This is a genomic window from Caldimonas mangrovi (assembly GCF_023721835.1).
Taxonomy (GTDB): Bacteria; Pseudomonadota; Gammaproteobacteria; order Burkholderiales; family Burkholderiaceae_C; genus Caldimonas; species Caldimonas mangrovi.
Genome location: NZ_JAMKFE010000002.1, coordinates 213,371 through 225,732, shown reverse-complemented (window position 1 = coordinate 225,732; position 12,362 = coordinate 213,371). Strand labels below are relative to the sequence as shown.

7 protein-coding genes are annotated in these 12,362 nt (G+C 68.1%); 1 reads left to right on the top strand and 6 read right to left on the bottom strand.

Going from position 1 to position 12,362, the window contains the following annotated elements:
* Positions 1 to 17: 17 nt before the first annotated feature.
* On the bottom strand, positions 18 to 2,240 hold the full coding sequence (locus M8A51_RS03605; RefSeq protein WP_251776758.1) for a site-2 protease family protein: 2,223 nt from the start codon (positions 2,238 to 2,240) through the stop codon (positions 18 to 20).
* Positions 2,241 to 2,288: 48 nt separating this feature from the next.
* Positions 2,289 to 3,212: a LysR substrate-binding domain-containing protein gene (locus M8A51_RS03600; RefSeq protein ID WP_251776757.1), complete on the bottom strand. Its 924-nt coding sequence runs from the start codon at positions 3,210 to 3,212 to the stop codon at positions 2,289 to 2,291.
* Positions 3,213 to 3,376: 164 nt separating this feature from the next.
* Here M8A51_RS03600 and M8A51_RS03595 point away from each other — a divergent pair, with 164 nt between their 5' ends.
* Positions 3,377 to 3,868, top strand: a complete 492-nt coding sequence (locus M8A51_RS03595; protein ID WP_251776756.1) for a hypothetical protein — start codon at positions 3,377 to 3,379, stop codon at positions 3,866 to 3,868.
* Positions 3,869 to 3,877: 9 nt separating this feature from the next.
* On the opposite strand, the gene M8A51_RS03590 is transcribed toward M8A51_RS03595, so the two are convergent.
* From M8A51_RS03590 to M8A51_RS03575, 4 genes are read right to left on the bottom strand one after another with little or no spacing between them, the layout of a single operon-like run.
* The gene (locus M8A51_RS03590) at positions 3,878 to 5,215 is read right to left on the bottom strand and encodes an ATP-binding protein (protein WP_251776755.1); all 1,338 of its coding nucleotides are present in this window, start codon (positions 5,213 to 5,215) and stop codon (positions 3,878 to 3,880) included.
* Positions 5,216 to 5,250: 35 nt separating this feature from the next.
* On the bottom strand, positions 5,251 to 8,088 hold the full coding sequence (locus tag M8A51_RS03585; RefSeq protein ID WP_251776754.1) for an EAL domain-containing protein: 2,838 nt from the start codon (positions 8,086 to 8,088) through the stop codon (positions 5,251 to 5,253).
* Complete coding sequence (locus M8A51_RS03580) at positions 8,085 to 8,531, bottom strand: response regulator (RefSeq protein WP_251776753.1); 447 nt, start codon at positions 8,529 to 8,531, stop codon at positions 8,085 to 8,087. Before M8A51_RS03580 ends, M8A51_RS03585 begins: the two co-directional genes overlap by 4 nt.
* Complete coding sequence (locus tag M8A51_RS03575; RefSeq protein ID WP_251776752.1) at positions 8,528 to 12,343, bottom strand: PAS domain S-box protein; 3,816 nt, start codon at positions 12,341 to 12,343, stop codon at positions 8,528 to 8,530. The genes M8A51_RS03580 and M8A51_RS03575 overlap by 4 nt, the downstream gene beginning before the upstream one ends.
* Positions 12,344 to 12,362: the final 19 nt, after the last annotated feature.

Genomic DNA, 12,362 nt, shown 5'->3' with positions numbered 1-12,362 from the left:
GGAGGCGATTTCAGCGCTCACCGCGGAGGCAGCGCGGCCGCTGCGCGGACCATGAACTGCGCCTGCAGCAGTTCGCGCAAGGTCGGCAGCTCGACCAGTTCCATCGGCTGCGTTTGCAGCATCACGAGCCGCCAGCGCCCCGCCGCGTGGTCGGGGTGCAGCAGCACCGGTTGGTCCTGCAGCGTGCCGAGCTGCGGCCAGCTCAGCACCTCGTCGAGACCGTGGCCGCAGTTGCGCCCGGTGCTGCTCGTGCAGGCCATCGGCACGTGTGTCGGTCGCTGCGGGTGCAGCTCCTGCAGCTGCCTGCCGAGCTGGCTGGCGAGCCGCGGGCGGTTCTCGCGCAGCACCCTCACGTCCGCCACCGGGTACAGCTCGAGCCCGGTGTCGCTCTGCAACCCGTCTTGTGCCGAATACAGCCGACGCACGTCGTCCGGCAAGGCGTCGCCGGTGCGGTGGGCGAGTGAGGTCAACGCCAGCTCTGATGCGGGCGGCGGCGCAGCGGTGCGGCTTTCGAGCGCGCGCACCAGATCGCCGACCGCCATGGTGCGTACCCGCGTCTGCACATCGGCCAGCATCTGCGTCTGTTTCTCGGCCTCGCTGAGGAAGCTGGCGTGCATCGACCGTGCGAGATCCGGCACGGCCGCCAGCGGCAGGCAGAGCAAGGCCACATAGGCGAGCGCGACGCCCGCCCCTCGGGCGGCGCCCATCGGCCTGTAGCGCAGGTGGGCAATCAACTGGTCGACCATGCGGATGCGTTGCGCGAGCGATGCGCGCCGGGGCAGCAGCTTGTCCAGCAGCTGAAACGACTGCCGAGCGACGGCCTTGGCATCGCCCGGCTTGGTGCGCGCCGCGGCGCGCCGGTACCAGCGCTCGAATTGCAGTTGCCGCCACATCGACCGCCACGTCAACACGCGCAGCATGGCCAGCAGCAGGGCCACTGGGGCGTCGAGCAGCCACCACAGCCCCACCAGGCCGGCAAGGGCCACCGCTTCCAGCGCACACCGCACCACCGCCTGACGCGCCGGCAACAACGCTTCCAACACATGGCCGCCATCGAGGGGATGGAAGGGCAGCAGGTTGAGCGCATTGATCAACACCATCAGCCAGGCCAGCAGCGAAAGCTCCGGCTGCGATACCTCGGCCCACAGCAACGCCAGGCCGATCAGCAGACCCGGCACCGGCCCCGCCAAGCCCACCAGGGCACGGTGCCACGCGTTCGGCCGGCTTTCCTCGCCGAACGCCACCCCCCCGATCAGCGGCAGCATCAGCATCTGCGTACGGCGGTAGCCGAAGGCGCGCATCGCGAGGTAGTGTCCGGCCTCGTGCAAGGCCACCACGACCAGCAGCGCCGAGGCGAACGAGAAGCCGAACACCAGCGCCGCCAGCAGCAGGAACAGCGCGCAACTGCCGGCGTAGAGCGCCCATTGCACCTGCGGCGGCGGGCTGCTGCGCGTGACGGCCTTGCCGGCCACGAAGATCAGCAGCCCGCGCTCCAGCGGCGCCTGGGTCTTCAGCGCCGGGGCGTCGGCCGGGAGCTGGCGAAGCACCGCACGCAAGTGCCGCGACCGCTGCAAGGTGCGCCAGGCCAGCGCCGGCAGTCGGCGCGGCGCCACCGCCAGCGCCTCGCCGTCGGCGCGGCACCAGCCTTGCGCGACGCTGGCTTCGGCGGTGCGGTTCTCGTACTGCGTCAGCCGCGCCTCGATGTCTTCGCGCCCGCCCCACGGAAGGAAATCGGGCAGCCCCTCTGCATGCATGGCCGCCAGCTGCACATCGAACTGCTGCTTGGCGTTCGCAAACCCCTCGCCCGCCGCATGCAGCACGAGCGGGTCGGGCGGCACGACCGACCAGGGCAGGTTGGCGCTGGCGACCATCAAGCCTTCGCGCACCTGCGCCAGCATCACCAGCAGGTGCAGGTTGGGCAGCTCCACCGGGCCGGGAGCCATCAACTGCGCGATCAACGGATAGTGGTGGTGCGTGTAGACGCGCACCGGTTGCCAGGGGCTCAACGAGCGCGGCGTGCCGCGCAGCTCCGCCGCATGCGAGAACCGGAAACCGAGTTCGGCCAGCTCGGCCTCGACCGGCCGCAGCATGTCGTCGACCGCAGCCTGCAGCCGAGGCGCCGTCGGCCGGCGTTCGATGCGGGACGGAAAGCGCAGCGACGCCAGCTCTCGCACGCGCGTGACGAGCGGCGCCAGCGCGAACACCAGCACCACCGCGACGCCCAGCAGTTCCCAGCTCATCGATCTGTCCTCACGGCCCGTGCCGGGCGGCTTGCCGACCGCATGCGCTCAGGCGCCCCGCGTCTCGCGCAGGTAGTCCCACAGCGCCTGCACGCCGTGGCGCACGTGCTTGGCCACTTCGGGCCGCTCGCGGTAGATGCGCACGTCCATCGTCACTTCGTACGGCCCGGAGGGCGCCGCCAGCACCAGGCGTTTCGCGCGCAGCTCTTTCTTGACGGAACTGGCCGGCAGGAAGGCCACGCCGTGCCCCTCGAGCGCCATCGCCTTCAGGCCCTCGGCCATGTCGGTCTCGTAGATCGCCTCGAGGTTCAGCGGCGCCGGCGAGCGCTTGATGATCAGGTCGACCAGCCGGCCCAGGTAGGCGCCCGAGGCGTAGCTCAGGAAAGGAACGCGCTCGTTCGGGCGGCCTGGAATGCGGAACAGCGGCTCGCCGTCCGGCCCGGCCTTGGCGTACGGCGCCAGCGTCTCCTGGCCCAGGCTCAGCATCTCGTAGCGATCCGGGTTGAGCTGCAGCGGCTGCGACGCATGGTGGTAGGCGATCAGCAGATCGCAGCTGCCTTCGGTCAGCCGCATCACGGCGTCGTGCACGTTCAGTGCGATGAGCCGGCTCTTGACGGCGCCGAAACTCTTGCGCAGCCCCATCACCCAGTGCGGAAAGAACGTGAAGGCCAGCGTGTGCGGCACGGCGAACTCGATCATGTCCTGCGCCGCCGAGCGGTGCCCGCGCATCATGTTGCGCGTGGCCTGCAGGTTGCCGAGGATTTCCAGCGCCTGCGCCAGAAAAGTCTCTCCGGCCGGCGTCAGCCGCGTCGGGTAGGACGACCGGTCGACCAGATCGATGCCGACCCAGGCTTCGAGCGCCTGGATGCGGCGCGAGAAAGCCGGTTGCGTCACGTGCCGCAGCTGGGCCGACCGCGAAAAGCTGCGGGTCTCGGCCAGGCTGACGAAATCTTCGAGCCACTTGGTTTCCACGAGGGCGGAGTGTAACCACGACGAAACGCCGGCGGCTCTGGCGTTTAGCCGGGGTGGCGCACGAGCGCCACAGCCCTTGTCGCAGGACCGCCACGCGAGAACAATCCCCCGTTGCGCACGTCGGCGTGCGCCGGATGCGCTGCAGGGGCGTTAGCATGGGTCCCATGTCCGCTCAGGATACGAGCTCCCCCAGGCCGGCGCCGGACCTGGACCGGGAGAAGATCACCGAGGCCATCCGGCAGGTGTTGCTGGCGCAAGGCCTGCCGCCCGGTGCGGCGGAGATCAGCCTGCGCTCGTACGGTGGCACCGACGGCAAGGTGCCCGCGCTGCTGGTGCTGGTGCGGCTCAATCAGTGGTCGCCGCAGGCCTTGCTCGCCAGCAAGGTGATCGAGAAGCGGGTCCGTGATGCCCTGTGGCGGCAGCTGCAGGTGCGCATCGGTTATGTCTTCTGGCGCATCGGCAGCGAGGTGTCGACGCCGTTCGATCACCTGGAACGCTTCCCGGCCGTCGCGAGGCGCGACCGCGTGGAACCGCTGGTGGCCCAGGCCGCGGCAGCGGGCGCCAAAATGCCGCCGAGCGCACCCGTCACCGACTGGACGGATCTCGACGCTCCCGGCGAAGCCGCCGCCCCGGTGCCCCGCAAGCCGCAGCGCTGACAAGAAGGCTCAGGCCGCGCACCGGTGCATGGGCAACCATACCCGGAACCGGCTGCCCTTGCCTGCCTCGCTGTGCACATCGATCGTGCCCTGGTGCTTCTGCACGATCGAATAGGCGAGCGACAGACCGAGGCCGGTGCCGCTGCCGACCGGGCGTGTCGTGAAGAATGGCTCGAAGATGCGGCGCAGCACTTCGGGCGGCATGCCTTCGCCGTCGTCACGGACTTCGACCCATACGCGCTGGTCTTCGCGCCCGGTCGTCACCGCCACGTGGCCTCGTTCCCGCAGCGCCTGCGCCGCATTGACCAGCAGGTGGCGAAACACCTGCTGCAACTGCGCCGGCAGACCGCTCACCGGAGGCAGCGGCGTCAGCGTGCACTGCAGCTCTGCCCTGGCCGACAGCTCCGGTTGCGCCAGCTCGATCGCGCTACGCACCCACGCATTGAGGTCGACCTGCTCCCACTGTTCCTGCACATCGACGCTGGAGAAGTCGCGCAGGTTCTGCACGATCGAGCGCACGCGCTCCAGGCCTTCGCGCGTTTCCCCGGCCAGGCCCGGCAGATCCTCCTCGATATCGCGTAGGCTCCCATCGAGCGGCCCCGCGTCGCGCAGTCTCTGCAGCAGCTCCTTCGCGTAGCTCTCGAGTGCGCGGACGTTGGCCGCGACGTAGCCGATTGGGTTGTTGATCTCGTGCGCGACGCCGGCTGCAAGCTGGCCGATCGACGCCATCTTTTCGGACTGAACCAGTTGCGCCTGGGTTTGTGCGAGCCGGCGGTTGGTTTCCTCGAGCTCCCGATTGAGCTGCGAGAGGCGCTCGATGCGGTGCTGCTGGTCGATGTGCATGCGCAGGTTCTCGATCACCAGCGCCAGCATGTTGACCATGATGGAGCCGCGCTGCAGGTCCCGCTCCTCGAACGGCGCGTGCACCTCGAAGCGGTTCATCGACATCACGCCGATCAGTTTGCCTTTGACATGCAACGGCCAACACATCGACGAGGTCGGGATCTTGCGCTTGCTGACCGCCGCCGGGCGAGAGGTCTTCGAGATGTCCAGCTGGCCATTGATCAGCACCGGCTTGCCCTCCAGCGCCACTCCGCCGAGCACGCCGCGCCCGATCTGCACCTTCTGCCCGATCGCGTCGGCCGGCAGATCGGTGCCGGCCACGATCTCCAGCACTTGCTCTGCATCGACCATCAGCGCCAGCGTGCCGCTGCCTGCCGCAAACCCCTCTGCAATGTGCTTGAGCATCGCTACCAGCGCTTCATCGAGGTCGGTGGCGGCCGCCGCCGTCCGGCTCAGCGCGTACAACTCTTCCAGCCACGAGAGCTTGGACAGTTTGTCGCTCATCGTTTTCCCCTTTTATTCGCTCAGGTGACGCACGGTCAGACCGAGGCTCCCTGACGGTGGCGCTCGCCATGCAGGAAAGCCTCGCGCACATGGGCACGCAGTGCCTCGTCCTCCCACGGCTTGGTCAGGAAGCGGTAGATCGCGCCGCGGTTGATCGCATCCGTCACGGTCTGCAGGTCGGTGTAGCCGCTGAGGATCATGCGCACCGTGTGCGGGTACAGATCCTTCACCTGCCCCAGGAACTGAGTCCCCGTCATGCCCGGCATGCGCTGGTCGGAGACGATCACCTGCACGTCGTTGCGCGCCAGCACGTCGAAGGCCTCTTCGGCGCCCGATGCCGTCAGAAGCCGGTAGCCGTCGCGCCGCAATGCGCGACTCAGGGCTCGCAGGACGTTGGCCTCGTCGTCGACCAGCAGCAACGTGCGGCACTCGCCTTCGGCCGGCGTGCACAGCGATTGCACCGCGGGACTGCGCGGTGTGCTGAGGAAACGCTCGAACTCGTCGGCGGGCAGCGGACGGCTCAAGTGGTAGCCCTGGGCCTCGTCACACAACTGCCGGCGCAGGTAGCTCAGCTGCGCTTCGCTCTCGACTCCCTCGGCGATCACCCGCAGCTTCAGGTGATGCGCAATCGCGATGATGCTCAGCACGATGGACGAATCGCCGCTGTCGTGCGTGATGTCGCTGATGAACGAACGATCAATCTTGACCTTGTCGACCGGCAGCCTCTTCAAGTAGCTGAGGCTGGAAAACCCGGTGCCGAAATCGTCGATCGACAGCCGCACGCCGAGTTGACGCAACCTCCGGATGGTCTCGCCGGCGCGCCCGCTGGGCGCCATCATCACCGATTCGGTCAACTCCAGCTCCAGCAACTGCGGCTTCAGGCCGGACTGATCCAATGCAGCCGCGACCAGCTCCGCGAAGTTCTGCCGCTGGAACTGCACACCGGAGATGTTCACGGCAATCGGACAGTCGATCAGGCCTCGCGCGACCCAGCCTGCTGCGTGCCGGCACGCCTCGTGTATCACCCAGGTGCCGATCTGTACGATCTGGCCGGTGTCCTCGGCCAACGGCACAAAATGCGAAGGCCCGATCTGCCCCAGTTGCGGATCGTTCCAACGCAGCAGCGCCTCGACGCCGCACATGCGCCCGCTGCCGATCTCGAACTGCGGCTGGAAATGCAACTCGAACTCGTTGCCGGCAATTGCCTGACGCAGGCGATTGCGCAAGTCCAGCCGCTCGCTTGCGGAGCGATCGAGATCGTCGCTATAGAGACAGTACCCGTTGCGGCCGGCCTTCTTGGCGGAATGCATCGCGATGTCGGCCTGCTGCAGCAGCAGCGATGGCTCGACGACTTCCCGCGGCGCGATCGTCACGCCGATGCTGCAGCCGAGGAACAGCGGCCGGCCCTCGTGCTCGAATGGCTCGTCGACCGCATTGAGGATGCGGCTGGCGACACTGACAGCGTCGGACTCCTGCGTCAGGTCAGGCAGCATCACGATGAATTCGTCGCCGCCGCTGCGGCAGACGGTATCGCCTTCGCGCAGGCTGGCGGAGACGCGGCGGGCGGTTTCCTGCAGCACGCGGTCACCCGCCTCGTGTCCGAGCGAATCGTTGACGGTCTTGAAGTGGTCGAGGTCGATGAACAGCACGGCGATCACCGCCGCATGCCGCCGCGAGAGCGCCAGTGCCTGCTTCAGCCGGTCCTGCAGCAGCACGCGGTTGGGCAAACCGGTCAGCGGGTCGTGCGTCGCCCGGAACGCCGCCTCGGCCTGGTAGCGCATGCGCTCGGTCACGTCGAGCTGAACGCCGACGAAATGAGTGACTTCGCCGTCGGGGTCGCGCACCAGCCCGATGTGAATCTCGTTGTAGAAGGGCGTGCCGTCCTTGCGGTAGTTGCGCAACACCACGACGGTCTCGCGCCGTGCGCGCAGCGCATCCCGCAATTGGCCGATGCCGGCCTGGTCGTGCTCTTCGCCCTGCAGGAACCGGCAGTTGCGACCGATCACCTCGTCGCGCGAGTAGCCGGTCATCCGCTCGAACGCAGCGTTCGCGTAGGTGATCGGCATGTCCTCGCTGGAGGCATCGGTGATCACGATGCCGTTGACGCTCGACTCGATCACGCGATGGCTGATATGCAGCCCCCGCTCGGCCGCCTTTCGTGCGGTGACGTCGCGAATCATCACCATGGTCGCCGGCATGCCATCCCACTCGGTCGGCGATGAGCGCAGCTCGAGTGCGCGCGCTCCGCCGTGCAGCGTGCGCAGTTCGCGTTCAGCGGGTTGCGAATGGCCCGTCAGCAGTTCGGCGACGAGTACCGGCCAATCCAGCGGCGCCAACTGTCGCAGCCGCTTGGCTTGGCCGTTCTCATACACCGGGCGCGCGCCAGCATCGAGCACGATCAGCGCATCGATCGTGTCCTCGAGCACCGTCCACAGGGTGCGCTCCCGCCGCGCCACCTGGCGCTGTGCCGTCAACAGTGCGTCAAGCATCTGATGGCGCGCGAGCGCGTGCCGGAAGCTGCGCGCGATGGTGTCGGCGCTCAGCTCGCCCTTGACGAGGTAGTCGGCCGCACCGGCAGCGACCATCTGTGCGTCGATCGCATCGTCGCTGCGGCCGGTCAGCACGACGATCGGCTGGCGCACGCCGCTCGCGGTGGCGGCTGCCAGGAAGTCCTGCGCGGTCCCCGCACCGAGGTAGTAGTCAACCACGTAGAGACCGAAGCCTCCCATGCGCATGCGCTCGAGGCCCTCCTCGAAGCTCTCGGCGCGGCTGAGGCGGTAGCTTCGGGGCCGCAGTTCGTCGACCATATCCTTGAACAGCAGGTAGTCCTCGCTGTCGTCTTCGATGACGAGCACGTCGATGGGCAGGGTCATGGCATGGAACTTTCAGGCATGTACAAGCCGAGCCAGCGCTCGGCCAAATGGCGCACGAGTCGATCGAACTCCAGCAGCGTGACGGGCTTGGTGAAGAACGCGTTGGCGCCGTCCCGGTACGCACCGACCCGGTCGGCCTCCGACGAAGAGGTCGAGCAGACCACCACGGGCAGGTTGCGCAGCAGCAGATCGGTCCGGATGCGCTGCAACGCGGCACGGCCATCGAGCAACGGCATGTTGAGGTCGAGCACCAGCAGGTCCGGCATGGGCGATCGTTCGGTGCGGCGGCAGCCGTCCAGGTAGGCCATCAGCACCTCACCGTCCTCGACGAAGTCGAGTGCGCAGGGGACGAACGCATCGGTGAAGGCCTCGCGCATCATGTCGCGGTCGTCCGCGTCGTCGTCGGCGATCAGCACCAGCGGGCGGCGTCGGGCGATGATCATGGCGTCGGCAGCGCGAGCACGCCACGCTCTGTCGCAGGAGCCGGCAGCGCGGTGTCGGCCGGCTGCGCCACCGGGAAGGTCAACACGAAGCGCGTGCCCTGCCCTGGCGCCGACGTCACTTCGAGCTGCGCCCGGTGGCGTTCCGCAATCTTGCGCACGATCGCGAGGCCGATGCCGGTGCCCTCGTAGCGGTCGCGGCCGTGCAGCCGCTGGAACGGCATGAAAATGCGCTCGGCATACTGCTGCTCGAAGCCGATGCCCTCGTCCTCGACGTGCAGCGCGAGATGCGGCACCGCCTGCACGCCGCCTGGTGGCGCAGTGAGCAGACGCCGGCAGTACACGCGGATGATCGGCGGCTCACCAGTGCGGGTGAACTTGATCGCATTGCTGAGCAGGTTCAGCAACAGATGTTCCAGCTGGCCGGCATCGCCGTCGAGCTCGCCCAGCGCACCGACGTCAATGCGGGCGCCGCTGCGCTCGATGCCGCTTTCGAGGTCCGACAGCACCGCCTGCACCACGCGGGCGAGGTCGATGCGTTCGAAGCTGCGCTGCCGCGTCGACACGCGCGAGTAGGCAAGCAGGTCGGTGATCAGGCGCTGCATCCTGCGCGCGGCATTGTCGAGTCGATCGAGATAGTCGAGGCCGTCACCGGTCAACGCCTCACGGTGTCGCACACGAAGGCGGTCGGAGAAGGCCAGCACCTTGCGCAGAGGCTCCTGCAAGTCGTGCGATGCGACAAAGGCGAAGTCCTCCAGCTCGCGGTTGGTGCTCTTCAGGTCCAGCAGCAGGCGCTGGAATGCGGCTTCGGCGGCGCGCCGCTCGGTCACGTCGCGCGCCACGGCGTACACGGTGCCGCTCGCATCGGTGCTGCCGGCCCACTCGATCCAGCGGTAGCCTCCGTCTCGGTGGCGCAGCCGATTCGCGAAGGCGCGCAACGTGCCTTCCCGGCGCAGGCCGTCGAACGCACTCGCCGTGGCGTCGAAGTCGTCCGGATGGACGAAATCATGGAACGGGGACGACAGCAGCGTCCGTTCGTCGTGTCCGAGCGTCGCGATGAACGCCTGGTTGACCTGGCGCAAGCGGCCATCGCGATCGGCGGTGCAGAACATCTCACTCGACAGGCGGAAGAACGCATCGCTTTCGCGGATCGCGTTCTCGGCTGCCTTGCGCTGCGTGATGTCCAGACCGTACACCACGATCAGAGGATCGACGTCGTCGAGCTCACCGAGATAGGACAGCGTCAGCACCACATGGCGCAGCGCGCGATCGGGTGCCACCGTCGTCAGCTCGATTTCGCGGCCCTGCGCGTGGTCTCGCGCGACGTCGTGGATCGTCGCCGCCAGCAGGCGACGGTCGTCACGGCTGACCCCCGCGCACAGCGAGCGGCCGACCGCGCGCTCGGGCGCCACGCCAAACAGGCGGCTGGCACCCTTGTTCCAGTCGACAACCCGGCCGTTGAGATCGAGCAGGGCGATCGCGTCGTGCGTTCCGGCGATCACCTGCGCATGCAACCGCAGCCGCCGCAGGTTCTGCTTCGCGCCGGTCACGTCGTAGGCAACCGCGTAGTAGCCCACCACACGCTCTCCCACGAAGGTCGGTACCACCGTAACCGACAGCTCGCGCACCGCCCCGCTGCTGTGACAGGCCAGCACCTCGCGCGCGCTGGAGGCCGGTCGCGCATCGATCGGCGTGCTTTCTGCCTTGGCATCGCGCGTCCAGCCAGGCACCACCATGCCGAACGGGGCACCGATCAATTTATCGCGGCTGTAGCCGAGCAGCGCGGAACTGCTTCCGTTCATCTCGACGATACCGCCGGCAATGTCGAGAGCGAACACCGCTGCGGGGTTGTGCTCGAACAGCGAGCGAAAGCGCTGCTCGCTCTCGCTGAGCGCTTGCTTGTGCGCCCAATGCTGAATCGCCACGCCGGCAAGCTGCGCTCCGATCGCCACCAGATCGGTCTGCTGCACGTCCGGGCAGCGCGGCTGCGGATGCCACAGCATCAGCGCGCCCAGCGCCTCGTCGTCCTGCCCCATGACCGGGGCACACCAGCACGCACGCAGATCGGTCGTGTCGACCAAGCCCTGCCGGGAACTCCACAGCGGGTCCTGCCGCATGTCCTCGGTAAAGACAGGCGCCTTGGCGTCCATCGCCTGCGCCCAGATGGCGCCGTGGCCATCGGCCGCCGCCGTCATGACCGAGCGGGCGAACTCGGGAGCCAGCCGTGGCGCAGCCAACATCGCGAAGCCGCCATCGCGCCGGTCCCGCACGCCGATCGCGCCCCGCATGCCGGGCACCTGCGCCTCGAGCATCTGAACCACCTCGTCGAGCACGTTGTGCAGCGACATGCCGGCGGCGACACGCGACAGGATCCGGTGCTGGTCGGCAGCCAGCTGATCCTTCATGCGGCGCGAGCTGAGGTCGCGCGCGACGCAGAACACCTTGTTCAATGTCGCCGACCAGTACGCCGACCACATGGTGCTGACCACGCGGCCGTCCTTCGCAAGAATGCGGTTCTCGAAGTCGCGCGTCGGGTGACCTGCCATCACCTCGCTCATCGCCATCATCGTCTTCAGCACGTCTTCGGGCGCGACGAGATCGAGATAGGAGACGCCCACGAGCTCATCGGCGGCATGGCCCCACATCGTGCGCACTGCGGGGTTGGCGCGCACGAAGCGCCCCGCACTGTCGAGGATGCAGATGGCATCCAGCGAGTTGTCGAGCATCAGGCGGTTCTCTTCCAGCGCAGAGCGCAGGCCCTGTTCGGCCACCCGCCGGTCTGTGATGTCGCTGACGCACACGGCCACCGTGTCGCCGCGCGGGTGCAGGCGCAGATGCAGCCACCGCCCGGTGCCCGGGATAACGAATTCGCATTCCGAGGCTTGTCCGGTTCGCAGCGCCTGCACGCACAGCGCATGCACCTCGGGGCAAGATGGCCGCGTGAAGCATCGCGACGCGGCCCGCCCGATCAACGCCTGCGCTTCCCGCCCCGTCAGCTCGGCTGCCTGCGCATTGACGAACAGGATGCGCCCACGTGCACCGAGCAGCAGAAAGCCTTCGCTCATCGATTCGACGGCCGCCAGCATCTGGCGCTGCACTTCTTCAAGATGCTGCCGCGCCTCCTCGCTGCGCCGTTCCTTGGCGACCAGCTCGCGCTCTCGGCGTCTAGCGTCCTGTGACAATTGCAGCGCGAGCGCCGCCGCGAACGAAATCAGCAGGCCGCCGTTCAACAGCACCAGCGCGCTGCCGACGATCGCCAGCGCTGCTGCTGCAGGGTCGAGCGGGTGATCAGCACGCCCCGCAGGGCCGCCGTACGTCCAAACGGCACATAGCGCCAGCGTCGCAACGACGAGTCGGCTGTCGAGCAGCGACCAGTTGTCCGGCCGGGTGACCAGCGCATCGGCGCTCGCGATCGACGCCAGAAGCAGCGCAGCCCATGCCCAGCCCGACGCGAGCCGGAAGCGGCCTTTCGCCGCAGGCGAAACCAGTGCAGCCGCGAGCAGCGCCAACGCCGGCATCGGGCTGGCATACCAGGATGGAACACCGTCGTTCGCGCTCACAGCCCACACCACGCAGAAGAGCGCGAGCAGCACACCCGCCGCCCGGGACACGCCTTGGCGCCCTGCGCTTCGGCCCAGCAGGCCCATACAGGCGAGCACCACGCCGACTTGCGAACAGACCGTGCCCAGCACGAGACCGCCGGCAAAGTCGGCGGGGAGGCTGCCCAGCAAGGCGTGTCCGAGCAGCATGCCGGCCAGCGCAAGGCAACACAGCACCCACAGCTTCACCACGTGGTGGAGCGCGGGCGCGGACAAGCGTAGGCTGCGCATTACG